The organism is Parasphingorhabdus halotolerans, assembly GCF_012516475.1.
GTDB classification, from domain to species: Bacteria; Pseudomonadota; Alphaproteobacteria; order Sphingomonadales; family Sphingomonadaceae; genus Parasphingorhabdus; species Parasphingorhabdus halotolerans.
The window spans coordinates 923,734-945,777 of sequence record NZ_CP051217.1 but is presented as its reverse complement, the minus strand read 5'-3'; the positions used below and the strand labels follow the sequence as shown (position 1 = coordinate 945,777).

At 54.1% G+C, this 22,044-nt stretch carries 21 protein-coding genes; 6 read left to right on the top strand and 15 right to left on the bottom strand.

Annotated elements, in window-relative coordinates; translation table 11 throughout:
• Positions 1-315 precede the first annotated feature (315 nt).
• The 9 genes from HF685_RS04575 to prfB all read right to left on the bottom strand — a co-directional run bounded on the left by HF685_RS04575 (position 316) and on the right by prfB (position 7,062).
• Positions 316-1,134, bottom strand: coding sequence for a class I SAM-dependent methyltransferase (locus tag HF685_RS04575; RefSeq protein ID WP_168821252.1), 819 nt, complete (start codon positions 1,132-1,134; stop codon positions 316-318).
• 55 nt (positions 1,135-1,189) lie between these two features.
• Positions 1,190-1,357 carry a hypothetical protein gene (locus HF685_RS04570; RefSeq protein WP_168818488.1) on the bottom strand — a complete coding sequence of 56 codons (168 nt, stop codon included), beginning with the start codon at positions 1,355-1,357 and terminating at the stop codon, positions 1,190-1,192.
• On the bottom strand, positions 1,357-1,938 hold the full coding sequence (locus tag HF685_RS04565) for a hypothetical protein (RefSeq protein ID WP_168818487.1): 582 nt from the start codon (positions 1,936-1,938) through the stop codon (positions 1,357-1,359). Before HF685_RS04565 ends, HF685_RS04570 begins: the two co-directional genes overlap by 1 nt.
• A gap of 551 nt (positions 1,939-2,489) precedes the next feature.
• Complete coding sequence (locus HF685_RS04560; protein ID WP_246218749.1) at positions 2,490-4,040, bottom strand: DHA2 family efflux MFS transporter permease subunit; 1,551 nt, start codon at positions 4,038-4,040, stop codon at positions 2,490-2,492.
• On the bottom strand, positions 4,037-4,390 hold the full coding sequence (locus tag HF685_RS16270) for an HlyD family secretion protein (protein ID WP_246218748.1): 354 nt from the start codon (positions 4,388-4,390) through the stop codon (positions 4,037-4,039). Before HF685_RS16270 ends, HF685_RS04560 begins: the two co-directional genes overlap by 4 nt.
• A complete protein-coding gene (locus HF685_RS04555) occupies positions 4,378-5,124 on the bottom strand; it encodes an HlyD family secretion protein (RefSeq protein WP_246218747.1) in 747 nt (248 codons plus the stop codon). Before HF685_RS04555 ends, HF685_RS16270 begins: the two co-directional genes overlap by 13 nt.
• On the bottom strand, positions 5,117-5,248 hold the full coding sequence (locus HF685_RS16605; protein WP_343040082.1) for a hypothetical protein: 132 nt from the start codon (positions 5,246-5,248) through the stop codon (positions 5,117-5,119). Before HF685_RS16605 ends, HF685_RS04555 begins: the two co-directional genes overlap by 8 nt.
• A 53-nt stretch (positions 5,249-5,301) precedes the next feature.
• The gene (locus HF685_RS16600; RefSeq protein ID WP_343040081.1) at positions 5,302-5,574 is read right to left on the bottom strand and encodes a MarR family winged helix-turn-helix transcriptional regulator; all 273 of its coding nucleotides are present in this window, start codon (positions 5,572-5,574) and stop codon (positions 5,302-5,304) included.
• Positions 5,575-5,934: 360 nt separating this feature from the next.
• Positions 5,935-7,062, bottom strand: a complete 1,128-nt coding sequence (prfB, locus tag HF685_RS04545) for a peptide chain release factor 2 (RefSeq protein WP_168818486.1) — start codon at positions 7,060-7,062, stop codon at positions 5,935-5,937.
• Positions 7,063-7,136: 74 nt separating this feature from the next.
• Here prfB and HF685_RS04540 point away from each other — a divergent pair, with 74 nt between their 5' ends.
• The 4 genes from HF685_RS04540 (at position 7,137) to HF685_RS04525 (ending at position 11,102) form a co-directional block, all read left to right on the top strand.
• The gene (locus HF685_RS04540; protein ID WP_211051349.1) at positions 7,137-7,694 is read left to right on the top strand and encodes a GNAT family N-acetyltransferase; all 558 of its coding nucleotides are present in this window, start codon (positions 7,137-7,139) and stop codon (positions 7,692-7,694) included.
• A gap of 72 nt (positions 7,695-7,766) precedes the next feature.
• Complete coding sequence (locus tag HF685_RS04535) at positions 7,767-8,882, top strand: acyl-CoA dehydrogenase family protein (protein ID WP_168818484.1); 1,116 nt, start codon at positions 7,767-7,769, stop codon at positions 8,880-8,882.
• A 124-nt stretch (positions 8,883-9,006) separates the two neighbouring features.
• The gene (locus tag HF685_RS04530; protein ID WP_168818483.1) at positions 9,007-10,200 is read left to right on the top strand and encodes an acyl-CoA dehydrogenase family protein; all 1,194 of its coding nucleotides are present in this window, start codon (positions 9,007-9,009) and stop codon (positions 10,198-10,200) included.
• A 152-nt stretch (positions 10,201-10,352) separates the two neighbouring features.
• A complete protein-coding gene (locus tag HF685_RS04525) occupies positions 10,353-11,102 on the top strand; it encodes a carbonic anhydrase (RefSeq protein ID WP_246218746.1) in 750 nt (249 codons plus the stop codon).
• 60 nt (positions 11,103-11,162) lie between these two features.
• On the opposite strand, the gene HF685_RS04520 is transcribed toward HF685_RS04525, so the two are convergent.
• The 3 genes from HF685_RS04520 to HF685_RS04510 form a co-directional block, all read right to left on the bottom strand.
• Positions 11,163-13,067, bottom strand: a complete 1,905-nt coding sequence (locus HF685_RS04520) for an autotransporter domain-containing protein (protein ID WP_168818482.1) — start codon at positions 13,065-13,067, stop codon at positions 11,163-11,165.
• Positions 13,068-13,139: 72 nt separating this feature from the next.
• Positions 13,140-15,161 carry a GMC family oxidoreductase N-terminal domain-containing protein gene (locus HF685_RS04515; protein ID WP_246218745.1) on the bottom strand — a complete coding sequence of 674 codons (2,022 nt, stop codon included), beginning with the start codon at positions 15,159-15,161 and terminating at the stop codon, positions 13,140-13,142.
• 121 nt (positions 15,162-15,282) lie between these two features.
• Positions 15,283-16,050 (bottom strand): CsgG/HfaB family protein, encoded by a 768-nt coding sequence (locus tag HF685_RS04510; RefSeq protein WP_168818481.1) that lies wholly within the window; start codon positions 16,048-16,050, stop codon positions 15,283-15,285.
• A gap of 276 nt (positions 16,051-16,326) precedes the next feature.
• Between HF685_RS04510 and HF685_RS04505 the strand changes: the two genes are divergently transcribed.
• Positions 16,327-17,631, top strand: a complete 1,305-nt coding sequence (locus tag HF685_RS04505) for an FAD-dependent oxidoreductase (protein ID WP_168818480.1) — start codon at positions 16,327-16,329, stop codon at positions 17,629-17,631.
• On the opposite strand, the gene HF685_RS04500 is transcribed toward HF685_RS04505, so the two are convergent.
• Both HF685_RS04500 and HF685_RS04495 read right to left on the bottom strand, forming a co-directional pair.
• On the bottom strand, positions 17,628-18,674 hold the full coding sequence (locus HF685_RS04500) for a serine hydrolase domain-containing protein (protein WP_246218815.1): 1,047 nt from the start codon (positions 18,672-18,674) through the stop codon (positions 17,628-17,630). The genes HF685_RS04505 and HF685_RS04500 overlap by 4 nt on opposite strands.
• 41 nt (positions 18,675-18,715) lie before the next feature.
• Complete coding sequence (locus HF685_RS04495; protein ID WP_168818478.1) at positions 18,716-19,639, bottom strand: alpha/beta fold hydrolase; 924 nt, start codon at positions 19,637-19,639, stop codon at positions 18,716-18,718.
• Between the two features lie 79 nt (positions 19,640-19,718).
• Here HF685_RS04495 and HF685_RS04490 point away from each other — a divergent pair, with 79 nt between their 5' ends.
• A complete protein-coding gene (locus HF685_RS04490; RefSeq protein ID WP_168818477.1) occupies positions 19,719-21,461 on the top strand; it encodes an N-acyl-D-amino-acid deacylase family protein in 1,743 nt (580 codons plus the stop codon).
• Positions 21,462-21,463: 2 nt separating this feature from the next.
• On the opposite strand, the gene HF685_RS04485 is transcribed toward HF685_RS04490, so the two are convergent.
• Positions 21,464-21,892, bottom strand: a complete 429-nt coding sequence (locus HF685_RS04485; protein ID WP_168818476.1) for a GFA family protein — start codon at positions 21,890-21,892, stop codon at positions 21,464-21,466.
• Positions 21,893-22,044: the final 152 nt, after the last annotated feature.

Sequence of the window (22,044 nt, the reverse complement as noted above, 5' to 3'; positions counted from 1 at the left end):
CATAAATGGTAAATTGGGTTCAAATTGGTTGTAAACGCGTGTAAAGAACGATTCTCCGGGTCGCGCTACTGTCGGAGTCGAACAATGTTTTTTCTATTTGAGTCGTCTGAGTATCGCCGGAAAGACGCCACCGAGATCCAGTATTTATTTAGCAGATATGGCGATGAAACCCTTTCGGTTTTGCGTGAACGCGTGCATGACCAGTCCAGCACCAGCCGGGATCGCAAGCATTGGAGACGAATTCTGCGCAAAGCAAAATCGCAGACGCCAGAAACCAGCAACCAGGCTATGTCTCATTAGTCTTGCAAGAACAGGTTAACCAGCCTTGGGATCAAGCTTGCACGGCTTGATCTTGCCCGGCAGCAGCGCATCCCCTTTCGGGCGGAACCGCGCGAAATAGCCGCCAAGCTCCGGACGCTCCATAAAGCCGATCAGCTCATAACCCACCGCCTCAAACTCGCAGAACAGCTGCTTGGGCGGAATACCGTGCTGGGCAAATGGCCGGTCCACATCCACCACAATCACCTCGCCGCTGTCCTTGGAATAGCCGCCGTCGCTGTCTGTCTTGATCGCCGCCCGCAGCCGGGACAGAAATGCATAGGGCTCGCGCACCTCATGATACATGTGGACCAGGAAAATGCGGTCAAAGCTGTTTTCCGGCAATCGCGGATCATCGCCTGCTCCCAGCTTGATCGACACATTGTCCAGCGCATCCCGCGCTACACGATCAGCCAGGCGCTTGATCGCGCCCTCGTCAATATCCTGCGCCAGCACCCGACCATCTGCACCCACTTTTTCAGCCAGCCGAACGGTATAATAGCCTTCACCCGCGCCAATATCGGCCACCGTCATGCCCGGTTTCAAGCCCGCCGCGTTCATGATCTCTTCCGCCTCGCCGCGATTGTCCCGCGCCGTTTCGGTGGACCATTCATTGCCAGCAAGTTTAGCAACTGGCCGCGAAGCCGGTGGATAAGCTCGCGCGGTTTCGGGCCGTGAAGCATCAGGATATTCAACACGTTTGCAGGAAGCGAGCGGCGCTGCGAACAACAACGCGCCGATTATCGCCGATCCCGTCAGGGCGTACGGTTTTACAGTTTTCTCAAAAATAGAATGTTCAAGACGCGTCAAAGTCATGACTAACTGACTAGGGACGGCGGCAACCGGCGCAATCCCTGTCAATCCGCCACCCTTAAATTTTTGTGCCACCCTCCGCGGGATCGTTTTTCGCGAGCGGCGGGAAACCCATCTTGTCGCGCACCGCCTTACCGGGATCGTCCTTGGGTTCATGGCCCGGATCATCCGCATCCTCCCGGGCGGCCCCGTCGCCGGCCACCTCGTCATAAACCAGCATTTCCATCACGCTCGCCCGCGCCGGATTAAAGCGCTTTTTTGTTGGCTGGCCCGATCGCCAGTTTGACCATCATTTTGGCCATCAGTCTGGCCATCATTCTGGCCACCGGCCCGATCGCCGCGTTCATAGTTCGCGATCATCCGTGTGCGCATTGTCTCGATTTTTGCATGGAAATCAGCCTGATGCTCGGCCTTGCGCTTTTCCTGTGCGGCCAGAAACTCCTCCATTTGCACCTTGTCTTTAGCGGCGCGCTCTGCCTCCCATTCGGCGCGCCATTCCGCCTTCAGCGCCTTCATCTGCTGATCGGAAAGGGCAGGGGCGTCGCTGCCTTGCGCATCCTGGCGAGGGTTGAACTGTTCCGGCTTGTGATGGCGCAGCAGCCACATCATCATCCGGTAATTATAACGCCGAAATTCGCCGACCTGCACGCCACCAAACATGATCGGCTCCACCGCGCCGTTGACTGCGTGATCGACCAGCACATGATGCACCTGATCGGTCGCCTTGGCAATCGCATCGTCCCAGGCGGCGGCAAACTCCTCTGCTCCTGGCCGGTTGCGCAGATCATAGACTTTGGCATGCCCCATCCCGATGCTCCGCGCCGCATTCACCACAGACCCGCTCCGCGCCAGCGCATCAATAAAATCCCGCTGGCGTTCGGGTGTCCAGCCATCGTGGCGATAGTATTTTAGCGGGACAGGGGCGAAATCGGGCGGGGAGTCGGGTGTGGAGTCGGGGTTTTGGTCATGAGGGATGCCGGCGGGATTGTCCGTGCCGTTTTCCGGGTGATTGGGGGAGCGTTGATGGTCATTTGTGCCTCGGGTAAAGGCAGTCTGTTAACCTATATGGTTATATGTAGGAAAGGGGCTTGTGGAATTTCTGCTTTGAACGCTCAAGAGCACAAGGCAAATCAAATAGCCGGCCTACCGCTACCGCCCCAGATGCAGCAACTCGGAGACTAAATTGGATTACGTCAAAAGCTGACGTTCAAAATGAAGCACCGCAAGCCGCGTTGCGTTGATGCTAGTTTTCGTATTTGCTCAATATGCGATTAGCCCAGTCCGTTGCCGCGAGGGATTGATCTTCATTGATCCGGTAAACACGGAGCCGCGAGAACAGGCACACGTTCATAGAAAGGCTAATGCGCGATAGTGGCGCTTTCTGCTGAATCCAATTCGATCCGTTGGGGTTTTTTCATCAGGAAGACCAGCGGGATACACAAAGCGGTAACAACAGCCATTAGCCAAAAATCGTCGATATAGGCGATCATCAGCGCTTGCCGGTTTACTTCACCGTTGATCATCATCATCGCCTGTTCGCCATATTGCCCCAGCCTGCCTATGTTGGATGGACTAAGCGGTGACAGCTGGGCTTCGGTAACATTGCCTGCAATATCTGCATGGCTGGTTTGCCAGTTACGACCGAGTAAACCGACAAATACCGCTATACCCACTGACGCGCCGATGGTACGCGAAAGATTGAGCAAGCTGGCCCCATCAGTGCGCAGAGCCGGAGATAAAGTGGTGAAGGCCAGTATGTTCATCGTAACAAATAGCGCGCCCATACCCAATCCCTGAACAACTCCGCTGGCGATAATCGGCCAGTATTCCATTTCCAAACTCCATCCGGTCATCATCCAGGCAGAATAGGAGGCAAGTGCCATCCCGGTCGCCACAATATAGCGGGCATCAACTACGGTCGCCAATCGACTGCCGATTGCCATGCCAAAAAATACGCCAATGCCGCGTGGCGCTAGTAATATGCCGGCATCTATTGGTGTATAATGATAAATATTCTGGAGCATGGGTGGCAGCAATGCCATGGTCGAGAACATCGCAACGCCTGCTACAATCATTAACAACATAGCTGTAACCAGGTTTCGGTTTTGGAACAATTCTCGCGACAGGAACGTATTATTGGCAGTCGCCATATGAATTGCAAAAATCCATATGGCGCCCGCAGCAATGCCGAATTCGATAATGATTTCCCAGCTTTCGAACCAATCTTCTCCATTGCCGCGATCAAGCATTAGCTGAAATGAAGCAATAAATGTGGCGAACAGTAGATAACCGAAAAGGTCAAACTTGCGGCGGGTAATCGGACGGGAGGGCAAAAGTGTCCAAAGCATCACGAATGTTACAATGCCTATCGGCACGTTGATCAGAAAAATCCATTCCCAGCTAAAATTCTCCGTCAAATATCCGCCAATTATCGGACCCATTATCGGCGCGATCATGATGCCCATACCCCAGATTGCCATGGCTTGCGGATGGTTTTTCGGAGGATTGATATCGAGCATGACGGTCTGGGAAAGCGGCATGATGAACGCACCGGACAGCCCCTGAATGACCCGGTAAAATACCAGCAATTCGAGAGAGGACGCCGTCGCGCATAGCATGGATGAAACCGTGAAACCGATAATCGACAGCAGAAACAGGTTGCGCGAGCCGATACGGTCCGCGACCCAGCCGGTGATCGGGATGGCAATGGCTGCAGCCAATATATAGCTGGTCAAAACCCATGTTACGGTATCCAAAGTTGCTCCCAAGCCGGATTGCATGTGGGGGAGCGCGACGTTGGCGATGGTGGAATCCAATATCTGCATGATATTGCCCAACATCACAGCAATGGTCAGCAGCAGCCGATTGTCGACCGGCAACGCGGCTTTGTTGGGGTCGCTGGAAATCACTCCCGACCGGTTTGCAGATCGACAGTCACTTCTGCAGAAAGTCCGGCGATCAGTTGCCTTTTTGATTTATCCAGTATTTTGATCCGCACCGGAACCCGCTGGGTAACCTTGACCCAATTGCCATTGGCATTTTGCGCGGGAAGGACAGAAAATTCCGATCCGGTGCCTGCGCCGATGCTATCTACGCGGCCTTTTAGAATAAGGTCAGGATAGGCATCAAATGTGATTTCCGCTTTCTGCCCCACTTTCATTTTCGCAAGGTCGGTTTCTTTAAAATTTGCTTCTATCCAGCTGTTCTGGTCATCCACGATCGATACGGCGGGGAGGCCGGACACCATCATTTGCCCCATTTGCAGCCGCGTTGATTGTGCGACTCGTCCCGAAACGGGGCTCTGACGCGGGTACGTGCAAGATTGAGCAGAGCTTGCTCCTTCTCCACCTTGGCATTGGCGACGTCAGGATTTTCACCGGGTGCTGCTGGTCCGTTTGACAAGCGTGCTTTTTTTGCAAAGACATTGGCCTGTGCGGACCGCAATTCGGCACGCGCGCGGTCCACTTCATTTTGCGCCACCTCCATTTTCGCACGGGTGTTAAACCCGCGCTCCATCAATGCCGCCTGACGATTATAGTTGGCGAGCGCAAATTCGATGTCTTTTCTGGCAACTTCGATGTCCACGCCGCTGACCTGATAATCCGCCTGAAGGCTTTGAACGTCTACCTGGGCACCCGCTATTCGGGCATTGGCTTGAGATACTGCCAGTTCAAACGGAACCGGGTCAATCGCGAAAAGCAAGTCGCCCGTTTTCACCAGTTGGCTTTCACTAACGGCTACTTCAACAATTTTCCCGCCAATTTCAGGAGAAATGGATACGATATTCTGTTGGACATAGGCATTGTCAGTAGAGGCATAACGCGCACTGGTAATCCAATAATATACGCCGAAACCGGCGAGAGCGAGCGGAACAGAAAGCATGAGCAGAATTGTCAAAATCCGTCGCGAGAGCGAGCGTTTGGTATTGGACTGGTTGGCGAGCGCGATTTGCGGTTCGAGAACATCCATCTCGGGATTGGGGTTATCAGCCATTGGAGGCCTGCTTCCGATCAGCATCTGCCTCGTCAATGCTCTGCAGGGAGGCGCGAACTTGATCCAGTAAACGCTGCAATTGCTCCTGCTCCGGCGCTTCAATGCCATCGAGCGCTTCCTGCAATAATTGCTCGCCCAGCGGCTTGAGCTGCTCGGTGAGCGAGAGCGCTTTTGGCGTTAGAAAAAGTTGCCAGGCCCTCCGGTCGCGGGGTCTGATCGACGCTCTACAAGTTCTGCTGCCTCCAATCGATCAACCATCCGACAGATCGTCATTGCGTCCAGTTCCAGCAATTCTGCAAGTGCTCCCTGACTAATTCCCTCGTTTCGTTGGAGCCATGTGAGAACCCTCCACTGCGGCCGGGTCACCCCAATTTCCTTAGCGCGTTCATCAAACGTGCGGCGGATCAAGCGAGAAATGTCGCCGATCAAAAAACCAATATTGTCACTCATATCATCAAAATAATAACATTCGTTATTATATGCAATGATTATTTATTCCAGCAACCGTAAAAAGGCAGCTTTCGCTGCCAGAGTTAACGGTTTAATGTTTGTGCTTGCTGCTCACCGCCCTATTCTGTTGAAAAACTCGTTGCTGACTACTCGGGCGTGGATTTCGAGAAAGATTGATTCAAGGGCACGCTCTATTATGAACTATCATTTCATCGTTATCCCTGTTTGGGTTGGAAAATTCCACGCCAGAAAAGGCAAATGAGTTTTTCAACAGAATAGGGCCAAAACCAGCTATTCCGCTCCCCACCCAATAGTCGCCATAAAAAACCAGCAAAACGGGTGACGTATATGCATGGCTTCCTACTCCACATCCTCCACATCAACCTTCTCCCCCGTCACCTTCTGCGCCAGCGTTGCGGCGATGAATTCGTCCAGTCCGCCATCAAGCACGTCGCCAGGGGAACTGCTGGTGTGGCCGGTGCGCAGGTCCTTGACCATTTGGTAAGGTTGCAGGACATAGCTGCGGATTTGATGACCCCAGCCGATTTCTGTCTTGGCTTCATATTCGCCCGAGGCTTCGGCTTCGCGGCGCTGGAGTTCGGCTTCATAGAGACGCGCTTTGAGCATGCCCATCGCGGTGGCGCGGTTTTTGTGCTGGCTGCGGTCGTTTTGCGAGGCGACGACGATACCGGTGGGCTGATGGGTGATGCGCACGGCGCTGTCGGTGGTGTTGACATGCTGGCCGCCGGAGCCGGATGCGCGGTAGGTGTCGATCTTGAGGTCACCTTCGTTGATTTCAACCTCGAACGTGTCGTCGATCACCGGATAGACCCAAACGCTGGAGAAGCTGGTGTGGCGTTTCGCGGCGCTGTCGAACGGCGAGATGCGGACCAGCCGGTGGACGCCGCTTTCGGTTTTTGCATAGCCGTAAGCATTCTCGCCTTTGACCTCGAGCGTGGCGGATTTGATTCCCGCCTGATCGCCCGCCTGATAATCGACCATGCTGATCTTGTAACCGCGCCCCTCGGCCCAGCGCTGGTACATACGCAGCAGCATTTCGGCCCAATCCTGGCTCTCGGTCCCGCCAGCGCCTGCGTGAATTTCTATATAGGTGTCGAGCCCGTCCGCTTCACCCGATAGCAGCGCCTGAACCTTGTCGCGGTCGGCGCGGTTGGCCAGTTTTTCGAGCGATGCTGCACCTTCATTGGCTATCGCGGTATCGCCTTCTTCCTCCGCCATTTCGATAAATTCCAGTGCGTCGTCCATTTCCTGCTGGATCTCTTTTGCGGCAGTGATGCTCTCGTCCAGCCGCCGACGCTCGGTCATCACGGCTTGGGCTTGCGCGGGGTCATCCCACAAAGTCGGGTCTTCTACGCGCGCGTTGAGCTCTTCGAGACGGCGCAGGGCGACATCCCAGTTGAGCGAGGTCTTTAAAAGGCTAAGCGCGGCGTTGATCCGGTCAACGGCGGCCTGAGCGTCGGCACGCATTGATTATCTCCAATATACTGGTTGCAGCGATTAGACGATATGCAGTCGATGTAAAGAGGCGCTATAAAGCTTTCATGCGAGATTCGATTAGTCGTTACCCATTATCACAGCGGCATGATTTGCCCGGCGGCGGTTGTTTGGTGACGCGCAGGATCAGGCGCGACGATAAAAAGCATCTGCAAAGCGGGATGAAGGATTTGTCCTTGCAATCGCGGCGATACCGGTTCCTGTCGCCGATTGCGGAACTCCCCGAGGCATTGCTCCGGCATCTCACCGAAGTTGATTATTTCAATCACGATGCCTGGGTAGCGTTGCTGCTAAACCCCGATAACGACAAGGATTTCGAACCTGCCGGAGTGGGGCGCTATGTCCGGTCGGAGGACGACAGCAAACGCGCCGAGCTTGCGCTGCTCGTGGTGGATGCGCTGCAAGGGCGCGGAATAGGGAAAATTCTGCTGAAACAACTCGCCAAAGCGGCGCAGTCGGCAGGGATTACGTGTTTTGACGGCGTAGTTTTGGGTAATAACACCCCTATGCTGAGCTTCGTACACAAATTGGGCGGTCACAAGACCAGCGTTGAGGATGGACTGGTGAACGTCGAATTCCCGTTGGAGAATATATTGGAAGCATAGGCTTTCTCTTGCGCCTGCGTCGGACATTGGGTTAGGAATGTTTAACTGAACGATTAAAGGGCGATTCTTGCGATGAATTTTGATTTTTCCGACGACCAGAAATTCCTCCGCGAAGAAGCGCGCAAGTTCCTGTCTGCGCAGTGCACCACCAAGGAAGTGCGCGAGGTTCTGGATGATGAGGCGATGAGCCATCATGCCGGGGTCTGGCAGAAAATTGTGGAGATGGGCTGGCTCGGCGCGGCAATACCGGAAGAATATGGCGGGCTGGGGCTTGGCATGCTCGAAATGTGCGTCATTGCAGAGGAATTGGGACGCGCACTGGCTCCCGTGCCATTCGGATCAAGCGCGTTTTTCTTTGCCGAAGCGGTGAAGCTGGCTGGCAGCGAAGAGCAGAAAAAAGCTTTGCTGCCAGGCGTATCCGATGGATCGATCATTGGCACGATCGCTGCCTCTGAAGGCCCCGGCGCCGTAGATGCGGCCCATGTGAATGCAGCCTATAAGGACGGCGCGCTGAGCGGTATCAAGGTGCCGGTGACTGACGGTGATATCGCAACTCATGCGGTGGTACTGGTAAAAGAAGGCAGCGGCCATAGTTTGGTAATTGTCGATCTGAACGGGGACGGCGTCGAGCGATCTTCGCTAGGCACGATTGAACCAACCCGCAGTCATGCAGAGATAAAGTTTAACGCAGCTCCAGCCAAGCGTCTGGGTGATGCAGGGCAGGGGCTCGCGCTCTACGACCAGATCCTTGATCGGGCGGCTGTATTGCTGGCTTTTGAACAGCTCGGCGGCGCATCGGTCTGCCTCGATATGGCGACGGAATATGCCAAGGAGCGACACGCCTTTGGTCGTCCTATTGGTGGCAATCAGGCGATCAAACACAAGCTTGCGGATATGTATGTGAAGAACGAAGTGGCGCGTTCCAACGCCTATTATGGCGCATGGGCGCTTTCCACTGATGCGGCGGAATTGCCTGAAGCGGCTGCGGCGGCGCGGGTTGCCGCGTCGGAAGCTTATTGGTTTGCGTCAAAGGAAAATATCCAGACGCACGGCGGCATGGGCTTTACCTGGGAGGTGGACTGCCACCTCTATTATCGTCGCGCAAAATTGCTGGCGGTGCAGGCGGGCGGTCCGGCTGTTTGGAAAGAGAAGCTGGTCAGCGCGCTGGAACGGAAGAACGCGGCATAACGCACCGTTGGTCCTGCGCCTGTCAAAGGACAGATGGATGCACACACTCGTAATTCGACAAGCTCAGCACGAACGGAAATTTTGAGCAGATTTGAAAATTAGAGACCAAGAAAAGGTAGTCAAAATGGATTTTAACGACACCCCTGAAGAAGCAGAATTCCGCGCCGAAGCAAATGCCTTTTTGTCGCAGCATCTCGAACCCAAAGATGCGGCGGCCTATGGCCGAAAAGGTCGCGATAACCTGCTTGAACGCGCCAAAAAATGGCAGCGAACAAAAGCAGAGGGCGGTTTCGCGCAAATTACCTGGCCCAAAGAAATGGGCGGTCGCGGCGGGACGATCATTCAGCAGGTGATCTGGAATCAGGAAGAGAGCAAATTTGATGCGCCGACCGGGCCATTCGCAATTGGCCTTGGCATGTGCATTCCTACCGTCATTGCTTTTGGTAGCGACGAGCACAAGAAACGTTATGTGGAAAAGGCATTGGTCGGCGAGAATATTTGGTGTCAGCTATTTTCCGAACCGGCAGCCGGTTCCGATGTTGCCGGGCTAAAGACCAAAGCGGTAAAGGACGGTGACGACTGGGTTATCAATGGCCAGAAAGTCTGGACCTCCGGCGCGCATTATTCCGATTACGGCATATTGCTGGTGCGTACCGACCCTGACGTGCCCAAGCACAAGGGCCTCACGATGTTCATCGTCGACATGAAGCAGCAAGGCGTCGATGTGCGACCTATCCATCAGGCGTCCGGTGGGCGTGAGTTTAATGAAGTCTATTTCACCGATGTGCGCATTCCTGATAGCGACCGGCTCGGCGATCCCGGCATGGGCTGGAAGGTGGCGCTGGTTACATTGATGAATGAACGCCTGGCTGTCGGCGGATCGCCCGGCCCGGACTGGAATGAAATCATGGATTATGCCCGGTCTGCCGGTACCATCAGCGATGGAGCATTCCGCCAGAAACTGGCAGATTGGTATGTTGCTGCGCAGGGTTATAAGCTGACCAAATTTCGCACGCAGACAGCATTGTCAAAAGGCGAAACACCGGGGCCAGAGAATAGCATCGGCAAGATTATCAACGCCAACCACCTTCAAGATATCTGCAATTCAGCGATTGAAATGCAGGACCACTATGGCCTGATAAACGACAAAGACAAGGCGCCAGCGGACGCAATTTTTCAGGATAGCTTTATGTGGGCGCCGGGTTTGCGGATTGCAGGCGGTACCGATGAAATCTTGAAAAATATCATCGCCGAGCGCGTGCTGGGCCTGCCACAGGATGTTCGGGTTGATAAGGACAAAGCATTCTCGGCCATGTAACGATGAAGCAGCCGATAGATAGTATCTATTGAAAATATACTAAGCGATTGATTGGCTTGGTGTCCACGAACTACCTTAATGAACAGGTGGAAGCGAATGCAAATTTCGTTCCATAACGTTCGCACAACTGAAACCATATATAGGGTAAAAATATGAAATTCCGTCTTTTTTCAGGTGCCATGCTGGCGGCGCTCATTGCGACCGGTCCCGCACTGGCCGATCATCATTCCAAAGCTTATGATTACGGCAAAAATGGTCCTGAACAATGGGGCCAGCTTTCTGACAAATATGCAGTTTGCGAAAGCGGCGATATGCAGTCTCCAATTGACCTTGCTGGTGCCAATGCAAAAGGCAATGTGGCGCTGGATATAAATTATAGCGCGGGTCCGTTGACCGTTTCCAACAAGGGCCTGACCGTTCAAGCTGACTTTGCGGCCGGATCATCCATGACTAGCGGTGGCACGACCTTTAATCTGATCCAGATCCATTTTCATACACCATCCGAGCATGCGATTTCGGGTAAACGCTTTCCATTGACCGGCCATTTCGTCCATGCAACCGAAGGCGGCAAGCTTGGCGTTTTGGGTGTGATGTTTGAAGAAGGCGCGGCAAATGCCGAGCTCGCCAAGATTTTGGCAGCGGCTCCGGCAACCAAGTCTGAACCGGCCACTGTCGCGGGCACCATGATTGACCCCAATGGCATGCTGCCAGCAGACAAAGCGGTGTATCGTTATATGGGATCGCTTACCACGCCACCTTGTAGCGAAGGGGTGAACTGGCATGTGCTGCGCGATCCGATCACGGCGAGCAAATCGCAAATCGCAGCCTTTGAAAAGCTTATGGGTAATAACGCCCGTCCGGTTCGCGCTTTGAACAACCGTCTGGTTGTCGCGCCCGAGTAACCAAATGCATAGAAGCCAGCGCGCTTTCGGAAATGAGCGCGCTGGTTTTCTTAAGTAGCTTTAGAATGTCAGCCGCAGAAATACGCGTCCGGCTAGATGATTAAAATCATCGTCGGCAAATGTGGCTGTGCCACTGGCTCCAATGGTCAGTTTGCCAATTGATTTGGAAAGACTGGCCTCTGCCCGGGCATAGTCCCGATCCGCTGCGCGAACGTTTACGCTGCGGACAAAGTCAGGCAGGCTCACCAGGGAACTACTGATCCGCTGTTCACCACCGTCCAATCGAACATGGTAGAAACCGCCCAAGCTGGCATTTAATCCAGCCAGATCCAGCTGCGCTTTTGCACCGAATTCAGCAAACGTCTTGGAGAGTTTTGCCGCAGACACATTTTGCGAAAGACCTGTCGCACCGGTTTCCTGAAAGCCGTCAAAATCGGCACGGGAATAACCAACCCTTACGGTCGGCTCGAAACTGACACCGGGAAGAAAGCTGAAATCGCGAGAAGCCTGCGCGATGATGGCAAAGCTATCGCCTTCTGTTTCAGCAGAACTGACTTGGCCCGCTACGCCCGTGTTGCGGGTGAGGTTGTCATAAGAATCGATACCATAGCTAATCGAAGCGGCGAGATCGATGATCGGTGTCTCGATTGAGGCAAAAGCGCCCAGGTTAAAAGACCGTTTGTCGAAGCCGCCGGATATGAAACGATAGTCGACATCCAGATCGCTGTAGGCCGCAGATATTCCGACGGTCAGTCCGAGAGAGTTTGTCCACCCGAGCGATAACGAAGTCGATGGACCTTCCGCTTCATAGCCCGAGGCGAACGGATTACGGGCGCGGCGGAAGCGCTCATAGCCGACATGGCCCGATATCCACACAGCTTCGCCGCTTTGACCCAGCAAATTGCGAGCATAACTCTCGGTCCCGAACCGGCCCAGTTCGGCAATTGCCGGAACGGTGCGAGGTGCGTTTACCGTGTCGGCCAGAAAAGCAGCCGAGATGGCATGGCCGCGCGCGGTTGGAAAAAACGGATCCCAGAACAGGAACTGATCTTGCACCGATTGACCGGCCGAAACACAGCTCGGCACTAACGAGCACGGATTGGTCACGTCACTCAATCCATATTTACCGGGATTGGCGACAATGTCATTGGTCAGGGTGAAGCTGTCTGCGACGATCAGCATATTCTGGTTGCCGCTCAGTCCAGTCAAGGCGGTGTTAAGCGCACTGTTGGTCGTTGTCGAAAATAGCGTCGCGAGTTGCACCCCGGATAGCCCGCCCGCGCGTGCCGCCGGAGTTTGGCCGATGTTCGGCAGATTGGAAACGAGCACTGTACCTGCGCTGGCATCTAGCAGTTTTTTAGCCGATGCTGCAGTATTGACCGCATTTGCCTGCGCGCCGGAAACGACAATCTGGACAGCCTGATTTTGCGAGGGTCCAGTGAGCGCAATCGTGTTGAGGGCAAGAGCTGCGTCATTACCGGACGGGTAGAGCAGCATGAAATCATTCTGCTCCAAGGAACCAACGGCAGCGAGATAGTCATCCACCTGAGAGGCGATGTCGCTTTCGTTCAGCGGTGTCAGGCCGCGGCCGATGGGGCCGGGAATAGAACTGCCATTGCCGAGCAATATTCCGCCAGCCAGCGATACGGGAAGTTTTGCAGAAAAAGCGTTGCCGACAGCGTTGTGGCGGATGTCGGTTAGATCGAAATCCAGCAGATCCGGCAATAGCTCTGCTGCGGTCAGGCCATTGGAATAGCGGTTCTCAAATCCGGGAGGAGATGCAGGAAAATTCGTATCAAAGCTCGTGCCATCCTGGTCGTTGGATCGCTGGAGAAGCGCCGGAATGTTGCCCGGATCAGCGATGTTATCGCCAAAGGAGCCGTAATTTTGCGCCGCAGCCAATTGCGGAGAAAGAGCGATGATTGATGCAGTAGCGATTGCTGCCAGTTTAGTCGGGATGGTCATATTAAGTCCTTCAGTCTGGCGACCCAGAAAGATGGATATTTGATTAACGCCTTGCGCAATAGGATTTTTTCGTCACCCGAACCGTCTTTTCCCGGCCATCGCGCGGTGTGACATGGCCATAGTAGTGAGCTGCGCATTGACGCGGATGCAGCTGGGCATCACGCTGGCGTCTGTGACATAACAATTGGTCGTACCGTGCACGCGCTGGTTGAGGTCTACAATACCCTTTTCCGGATCTTCGTTGATCGCATTGCCGCCATGCGGATGGGAGCTGGAGAGCACGACGTCATCGGGCTCCTTGATATTCTCCTCGTAGAATGCATCAATCTCCGCGTCGCTCATATCGCGGCGCAGGGTCTGGCCTTTGAGCAGGGCGGGATAGACTTCCAGCGCGCCATTGAGGAAATGGACCTTGGTCATCGCAGCCAAGGCGCGGCGCAGCAGTGCCAGTTCCGGTTCGCCGATTTTGAGTTGCAGCTTGCCGTTTTCCATATAACCCAGACGATCCGCCGGGAATAAAACACCCGCCGAGGCCAGCCGGTTATAGTTGAGCATGCGTTGAAAATGTTCTTCAAACCAGCCCGGCACCAGCATTGCCATTGTCATCGGTGGCTGGAAATGGCTTTCGATCAAATAATCGCCGCGGTCGACATAAGTTGCCATCTGGTCCTCGTTCCAGACATTCATTTTCCTGTCTTCAGGCATCAGCGCAACGACAGGGCAGGCGATGTTCAGCGAGATGTTTCGCCCGGACCGTTCAATCCCGCTAGCGATTAGCAAGTTGCTGGAGGCGAGCGCACCGGCCGCAACCACGACACCTTCGCGCACACGGACTGTCCGCTTGCGACCATCGCGCAAGGTGATTTTTACCGCCTCTGCAATGCGCTTTCCGTTAGCACCTTCGCCCCAGATGATTTCGGTCGCTTCCGCGCGATCCAATATCCGGGCTGGCTTCTCGCGATCATCGCTCGTGGCGTGGGTGAGGAAACTCTCCGGCATCGCTTTTTTGCGGCCATAGGGGCAGCCGGTGTTGCAATAGCCGCAGTAGACGCATTCACTATCAGGCGTATTGGGACCATAGTTTTTCTGAAACCATGCGGTTATGGCTTTTTTGTCCATCGGGTCCGTCGATTGCGCGGCATATTTTTTCCAGCCTTCGATCAGATGAGGCCCATTGTTGCGGCCGGAGATCGGATCAATTTCGGAAACCTCCAGCGATTGCTCGACCGCCTCATAGCTTTTTGCCAGTTCCGCCTCGGAAATGGGCGCACCCATACTGGCCCAGGTTTCATACACGTCTTCTGCATCGGGATGGACTAAGCCTTCATGCTTCATGCGCAGACAAATGCCGTTGTTGATAACGGTCGAGCCGCCCACGACATGCCCCTGGAATACCATGATATCGCGGTCGCTGGTGGTTTGCAGGCCACCTTGCTTGAACAGTTTCGCGGTCATCCTGGCTTCTTCATGGGTAATACGCGCCGAGGGATAGTTGCTACCAGCCTCGATGATAAGGACTTCATGACCTTCATCAGCCACCGAAGCTGCTGCCACTGCGCCACCGGCACCAGAACCGATCACGATGACATCGGTTTCCTCCGGCACGGCATCGTGGCCTACAAACACGGTGGGTTTCAGATCGCGCCGGGTTTCTCTTACCACGGGTTTTTCGCCTGGGCCGGAGCGGTCCCGCTGACCTGGCAGTTCATATTTCATGCGTTGATAAACGGGATTGTCGAAATTTTCTTCCTCGTCGCCCTTTTCCCAATGGCCGTAATACCCGGCGAGGATAACGCCTTTGGTCCGCGCCATATCCTGAAAAACATCGATACGACTGCGGCGCAGGCGGCGGTTGATCAAAGTCTGCCGCATCTTTGGTGATGCGAGAAAGAAAAACGGTCCGCCCAGAACAGCGAATAATCCATAGAGCGACAGACCTACTTCACGCGTTTTATTGCCTTCAACATTCGAAAAATGTTTCTGCAGATTAAGCACCACTTGATCGGTCGAAATGGCCATCGGAACATTGTAAAATAATGCTTCGGTCAATGCCTTGATCATGCGGGCTTGAAACGGATTAAACGGCTTTTGCAATGTCTGTCTCCCATGGTGCGACCCGGGAAGTTTGCTGTTTGTCGTCTTTAAAAAGAAACCCCGGCAGAGCTGATGAAAGCCGCCGGGGTTGTCTTTAATCCTTTTGCATGGATTTAGCCATTCACTCTGCCTGTGGTGCCGCTGCGCTTGGGTCTAGCGGGAGACCGCCGAGCTGGGTCACCAACTGTGTATAAGCATCCAGATAGGCGAGCGCCATCACACGGCCGATTTGTGTGTCGTTGTAACCACCGCCTGCAGCACCAGCTATTGCTCCCCCAAGGAAGCCGCCACCACCGCCACCGAAGCTGACATCAGAGGTGCGTTTATAGCCTTCGACTGTTCTTTCGATTTCGGTCGTGCGGACATTGACCAGCGCTAGCGTAACATTGGCTTCCTTTTTGTTGACCTTGATGCCACCAAGAATGCCGCCAAATGCACGACGACCAAGGCCGCCAAGCAACGCGCCGCCGACGCCACCGCCACCGGAGTTGGCATTTGCTGAAATAATATCCGGAATAACCACATAATCCGCAGCCTTAACTTGACGCTTGCCGATATTGGAGCCGCGCTGCAATTCGCCATCATCCGCAAGCGCGCGTTCTACTGCACGTGCGGCCAGACCGGACCCGCGATCCACCAACCCAAAACAGCCGGAGCGGGCAACAAAAGTTTTGATCAAAGCTTCCGGTGATCCGATTTCATAGCTGCGCCACCATTTTACTTCCGGTTCGAGAACAGCGATTGTGCCGAGTTTCACGGTGCAAACCGGAATGGCGGCTGCGTCGCGATCCTGGGCTTTTTGGCCCTTGGATTTGCCGGCTGCCATTGCCGCGCCACCCGATAGGGCGAAAGATGAAATTGCTAATGCCGTGACGATTTTTTTCAACATTGAGATACTCCCGTTAGTGGGCCCGCAACAAACGCCGTGTTCTTAAAACCGATAGCAGCGCTGATACCAGACCCTTTTCCATGATGCCAAGTTACAAGATGATATATTTCAGTTAGCCCCTGTCTTGTGTGATCTATAGCATAATTTGGACATTTTTATAAAAAACAGCAACCTCTAACCGTAGTGCCGGAAACGAAGCGCGCTCTTTCCTTTTGAAATTATAACGTTAGCATGAGAGCCGACAACAGAATGGCGATTCTGGGGAGGACAAAGTCCATGCGGCATATTGCGGTAATCGGGTCAGGTCCGGCAGGCTATTACACCGCCGAGGCCGCCCAAAAAAAATACGGCGAGGACGTTACGGTCGACATCATTGACCGTCTTCCGGTTCCCTTTGGTCTTATCCGCACCGGTGTTGCACCCGACCATCAATCCATCAAAGCTGTGTCCCGCCGCTACGAAAAAACTGCGCTTGGCGACAATGTGCATTTCATTGGCAATGTGACGGTCGGCAAAGATGTTAGCATCGAAGAATTGCAGAGCCTCTATGATGCCGTGATTTTGGCAACCGGGGCGCCGAACGATCGGGCATTGGAAATTCCCGGAAGCGATCTCGACGGGGTGATTGGCAGCGCCGCCTTTGTCGGCTGGTATAATGGCCATCCCGATTTCAAGGATCTCGATCCGCCGCTCGATGGGGCGTCCGTGGCGATTGTCGGCAATGGCAATGTCGCGCTCGATGTCGCGCGCATCTTGGCGAAAACCGAGGCCGAATTTGCCGGCAGCGATATTGTAGCCCATGCGCTGGATCGGCTGAAGCAAAGCAAGGTCAAAAAAATCACGCTGCTCGGACGTCGCGGGCCGCATCAAATTGCCATGACTCCCAAAGAACTGGGTGAGCTTGGGCATTTGCATCGGGCGCGCCCGGTTGTCGATCCGCTCGACTTTCCCGAAGCGGGGGCGGATGTTTTGCTTGAGCCCGGCATGCGGAAATCGGTCACCCATTTGCGCAGTTTTTATGAACGCGCAGGGGAGTTGCTCGACAAACCTGTAATCATTGATTTTGATTTTTTTGCAATGCCGGTTGAAATCAAGGGCGATGGCAAAGTCGAAAAATTGATCATCGAGAAAACCGAACTTGATAAGGAGATGCGCTCCAACGGTACAGGTGAGCGTTATGAACTGGATTGCTCGATGGTCATCAGCTGCATCGGCTATCGCACCCCGCCAATCGAAGGCGTGCCCTATGAACACGGGCGCGGACGCTTTGCTAATGCGGACGGCCGGATATTGCCGGGGCTCTATTGCGTCGGCTGGGCGCGGCGCGGGCCAACTGGCACTATTGGTACGAATAAACCGGATGGCTTCGCGATCATTGAAACAGTGGCAGAGGATATCGGCACAGGCGGCGATAAAGAAGGGCGCGTCGCGCTCGATCGCTTGTTTGCACAACGCGGGGTTGATGCGGTAACTTTTAGAGACTGGAAGAAAATCGAAGAAGCGGAGATTGCCAACGCGCGCGATGGAGCGCCGCGAGAAAAATTTACCGATATTGCAGATATGATTGCCGCGCGGGATTAATTAGCTCCGCCGAGTGCCTGAATAATATATTCCGTTAGCAACTTGTCTGTTAGTTGATGCGCGTCGGGTCGGCGAAAATTGGTTGTGGTAACGACAACTACGGCATCCATAGATGGAATAATATATTGTTTGTTGCCCCCAGTGCCGCTCATCATCCAGACGGGGAATTCGACATCGCCTGATCGAAAACTCTGCAACCACCAGAGGTAGCCATAATTTTGGCCGATACTTTCGTTTATCGTAACATATGGCTGCACGGATCGGGACACCCAGTCTTCCGGTATCACCTGGGTTCCATTCCATCGTCCGCCGTTAAGATATAACTGCCCCAATTTTGCCAGATCACCGCTTTTCAGTTCCAATCCGCCACCTCCCTGCGCGATACCAAGAGGAGAGAAGGGCCATTTGACTTCCGTTATACCCACCGGCCCAAATAATCTTTGCTGAGCGTATTCTTCAAGTCGCGTTGCGCTTGCACGTTCAACAATGGCTCCCAGCGTGAATACGCCTGCTGTGCAATATGAGAATACGCGACCGTTCGGACGTTCGCTTGCAGGAGTTTCCCAAGGCGGTGGAAACCCTAGTGGCAGATCGAGAAAAAATTCTTCCCAGTCCTCGATCAGGTACATGCGTTCTTCATTGCCACGCGACGGATTATTCCAGTCATTGCACTCGAGGCCTGTAGTCATGGTAAGCAGATTTTCGAGTGTAATTTTCTCTTTGCGCGAATCCGGGTTCGCAAACTTCCTGCCACTGTAAAAAGAATAGATCGGTTGGTTCACCGACGAAATGTGGCCATCTGCAATGGCAATTCCGGCCAGCATACCGGTAATAGTTTTTGTAGCCGAGCGGGTGTTGCGCAACGCATCCTTGCCGCCATCGTCGAAATAGCGTTCGACAAGAAGCTTGCCATTTTGCCGCACAACAACGCTGGTGATCGCACCAAAATTTTCAGCCGCAATTTCGGCTTCCATTTTCGCTAGGATGGGATTTTTCTGCGCGTGAGCGGGAGCAACCATAATCGCGGTTGCCAGTATTAACATAGTCACGAACAATCGCATCACTCTCTCCCCATTTATCACGACTACATTTGGTGGTGATGAGAGTCGAGCGCCCAGTCCTTATTTTTCAACCACTCCCGCAAAATGGCATTCACTTTCTCCGGCGCTTCCTGTTGGACCCAATGGGATACGCCGGGCAGGCGGTGCAACGTGAAATCGCTCACCCATTCTTCCGTGCCCTCGGTGCATTTGATATTCAGCGCCGTGTCTTCCTCGCCCCAGATCATCAGCGTCGGTACATCCACCCGCGCTTCACCAATATCAAAGCGATGTCTCAACAACGCCCGGTAATAGTTTATCATCGACTTGAGCGCACCGGGCCGGGTCGCTGCCTGTACGTAATGATCTGTCGCTTCGTCGGTAAAGTTGGTCCGGTCCACGGCCATTTTCGTGAAAGCCTTTTTTATCGGCTCACCGCCATTTCGCGATAGCATCCATTCTGGCAGCCGCGGAATCTGGAAGAAGAAAATATACCAGCTGCGGCGAAATTGCCGCCAATGCCGGATTTCTCGCTCGGCCACTTTGGGATGCGGGACGTTCATGATAATGAGGCGCTTTAGTGGGCGCAGTTTTCGAATAGCAAAAGCCCATGCGACAATCGCGCCCCAGTCATGGGCGATCAATGTCACTTCCTCCGCGCCGCTGGCATCTATCAACGCCGCGACATCCTGCGTCAAATGGTTCAGCGCATAATTGGCGACGCCTTCCGGTTTGCTCGACCCGCCGTAGCCGCGCATATTGGGTGCCCAGACTTTATAGCCCATGTCGGCAAGCAACGGCATCTGGAATCGCCATGAATAGTGCAGCTCGGGAAACCCATGCAGGCAAAGCGCGAGTTTCCTGCCTTCGCCTGTTTGCGCGACTTCAAAGGTTTGACCGTTGGCTTCGACCCACTGTATCGAAATGTCGCTGGCTGGATCGGGGTTCCATGAAAATTGTTTTTCCATGTCATTTTCACTAGCAGCAGAGCGCTTTAATCATCTAGTTAAATCTGCTATCTCATAGCATAAAAGATGGAGAGTCGAAATGCATGATCTGGTTATTCGTGGTGGTACGGTGGTTGACGGCACAGGCACTGAGCCGTTTGTTGCCGATGTGGCAATCGATGGTGGCACCGTCAGTTTGGTTGGCACAGTTGCTGCGCAAGGCCGCGAAGAGATTGATGCGACGGGCAAGATTGTTACGCCCGGCTTTGTTGATGTGCATACTCACTATGACGGTCAGGCGACTTGGGATGACGAGATGGCACCATCAAGCTGGCACGGAATTACCACCGTCGTCATGGGAAATTGCGGGGTCGGTTTCGCGCCGGCTAGACCAGACCGTCACGAATGGCTGATCAACCTTATGGAAGGGGTCGAGGATATTCCCGGCACTGCATTGGCCGAGGGCATGACCTGGAACTGGGAAACCTTCCCGGAATATCTTGATGAGCTGGAAAGAATGCCGCGCACCGTCGATGTCGCGACCCATGTGCCGCATGGTGCCGTTCGCGCTTATGTTCTGGGTGATCGTGAGAAGCCGGGCGCAGTACCGACCGAGGACGAAGTCGAGCAGATGTCAAAGATTGTTGAAGATGGCCTGAAAGCCGGTGCATTGGGTTTCTCGACTTCCCGCACAATTTTGCATCGCTCGATAGACGGCGAATTGGTGCCCGGCACAACGGCGACCAAGGAAGAGCTGATCGGCATTGGCCGCGCAATGGGCCGCGTTGGCTATGGCGTGTTTGAAATGGCATCTGACCTCAACAAGGAGTGGGATGAATTTGGCTGGATGGGCGACCTCAGCCGCGAAACCGGAATGCCGGTGACGTTTGCCGCGCTGCAATCCATCGCAAAAGATATCTCGCTCGACGAGCAAATCGCCAATATGCGCGCGGAAAATGATAATGGCGCGAATATCGTCGCCCAAATTGCACTGCGCGGAAACGGCATTGTGATGGCGTGGCAGGGTACCGTACATCCGTTCATCCGCCACCCGAGCTGGGTTGCGATAGAGGAACTGAGCTGGGAAGAGAAATATGCCAAGTTGAAAGACCCTGCGTTCAAAGCGCAATTGCTTAGCGAGACCAGCGAACCACCCGAGCAAGTGGATATGGTTCCGGTCTTCATGGTCGTCACGCAAGGTTGGCCGATGCAGTTCGAAATGGATGAGGATTTCAATTACGAGCCGCAAGCTGATGAAAGCATTGCTTCGCGCGCCGCGGCGGCTGGTAAATCCGGCGCGGAATATGCCTATGATTTGATGATGGGGGATAATGGCAAGGGCTTTATCTATTTGCCGTTGCTCAACTATATGGATGGCAATCTCGATTTTCTTGAGGATTTGCAGCAAGCCGATGATACTGTGAACAGCCTGTCCGACGGTGGCGCGCATTGCGGCACCATCTGCGACGCGGCGAGCCCGACCTTCATGCTGGAATATTGGGTGAAGAACCGCAAACGCGGTACGCTGAAACTGGAACATGCAATCAAACGACAATGCCTCGACACCGCGCGGCTTTATGGCCTCAATGATCGCGGTGTGCTGAAACCGGGCTATCTGGCCGATGTGAATGTGATCGATATGGATCGCATTAAATTGGGTAAACCGTGGCTGGCGTTTGACTTGCCGGCAGGTGGAAAACGCCTGCTGCAAAAAGCTGACGGCTATGATTACACGATCAAGTCAGGGCAGGTGACGTTCGAGGGCGGCGTCGTTACGGATGCGCGTCCGGGGGGCTTGATCCGTGGGCCGCAGATGGTCGCGATGATGGAAGCGGCGGAATAATCTTAGTCAGGTTCACCGCCAAATTGTGCGAATAGCTCTGCGCCCGTCATGTCGTGCGTTTTTTCGGTAAAGTTGTAATAATCCGGTTTTGTATCGATAAAAACCTGACTTTCAAACGTCAGATTGCTTTGGTCTTCAAACAGGCCGACAGTGACCATATGCTCGCCATTTCCTTTGAGCCGGTAGAACAAGTGTGTGCCGCATTTGCTGCAAAATCCGCGCTCAGCCCATTCCGATGAATCGTAAACGGAGATATTCTCTTCGCCTTCAAATGTCACATCGGTTCCGCAATTGAGTTCCATAAACGGACCGCCGCCCCATTTTCGGCAGGTGCCGCAATGGCAAGCGCCGACGCTGTTACTCGCGGTTCCGGCTGATATTTTGACGCCGCCGCAAACGCATGATCCGGTTCTATTGCTGGTTCCCGTCATATCGCTCTCCATGGTTTTTTGTTTTGAGAATGATATCATGGCGCACGGCCCCAATCAAATCGGGTCCATAGAGTCCTTTCCTACATGCGGGGCGTCGGTGTATAGCTCGCTGGTAATGCGATGGGTTTACCGCCAATATCGCAAAAGGGGCC